General features: G+C 38.8%; 2 protein-coding genes. Both read right to left on the minus strand.

Annotated features, from left to right (window positions below; all coding sequences use genetic code 11):
- Positions 1-241: 241 nt before the first annotated feature.
- Complete coding sequence (locus ACH8E3_RS16630) at positions 242-709, minus strand: hypothetical protein (RefSeq protein WP_458633763.1); 468 nt, start codon at positions 707-709, stop codon at positions 242-244.
- Positions 702-944: a hypothetical protein gene (locus ACH8E3_RS16635; RefSeq protein ID WP_458633764.1), complete on the minus strand. Its 243-nt coding sequence runs from the start codon at positions 942-944 to the stop codon at positions 702-704. The genes ACH8E3_RS16630 and ACH8E3_RS16635 overlap by 8 nt, the downstream gene beginning before the upstream one ends.
- Positions 945-1,076: the final 132 nt, after the last annotated feature.

Consider the following 1,076-nt stretch of genomic DNA (forward strand, 5'->3'; position numbering starts at 1 on the left):
TGTTTCATGGGGTTGGGCTTCTTCATTGTCTAAAGAGCAATTTCACATAACGTTTCCGTGTTCACGACGTCTCACCACCCTAAAGGAACGAAGTGACTGGCCGCGATGCGGTTGGGTGGTGCAGATGTGTCCCGGCAATTACTTCTTCGACTTATTTTCCGGGACCGAGGCGGCTTGTCCGCCGATGCGTGAACATTTTGTTATATGATGTCGTCTCTTCATGAGTTACCTTCATTAAACGTTATAGATCCTTATATATCCTTAGCATTGAATTGGCATTTCTTTGGAACTCATAATCAACTATGCGTTCCTCTGACTTCCAACCCTGGTTATGGATAAATTCAAGTAATGGTTCCAACTCACTATATTTATTACTCTTCAAGTCAACCAATGGAAAAAGTCTTACTTCTTTCTTGGAGACACGTAATAATTCCTTTATGGTATTCAAATGAAACTCAAAATCTAATCGGTCTGCGTACGTAAATAAAAAGTGAGCGGACAAGGTAATATCAAACCGTTTATCTTCAAAAGGTAGCTTTGGTAAATTGCATGGAACATACACTTTAGGAGTCAATTTCATATGATTTACACAATCATGTAGCGCCTTTAGGCGACTATCTTCAAGTGATTCAATATCCTGAAAATAATTCCATACATATTGATCTTTTACATTAAATAATCCTGATACTGCCTGTCGGATATCATCCATCCCCCTTGTTGTACAGTTCATCTCCCGTATGGTAATAGGCAATATCTGCTGCGGTAACATTGCCACCCCTTGAATTTGCAATCGCTGTAAATGAACATGCGCCAGAAGGGGCATCCAGAATTTCATGATTTCTAATATCTTCATTAGATAGATCAAACATTCGTACATATTCATCGAATGTTCTACCGATAAATATAATTTCTGATAAAGCTAATCCTTTAAATTCAATACTCATCTCTGCTCAACTCTTTTCGGTTTTTATTTTTAGATTTTTAGACGGTTTCATATAACGTTTGGCATTCCTGACGTTCGAGCAGCTTAAGTGACCGTAGGGAACGGGTCGTCAGACTTAGCTGGTTGAATGTGT

The sequence above is a fragment of the Paenibacillus sp. CMAA1364 genome, from assembly GCF_054373195.1.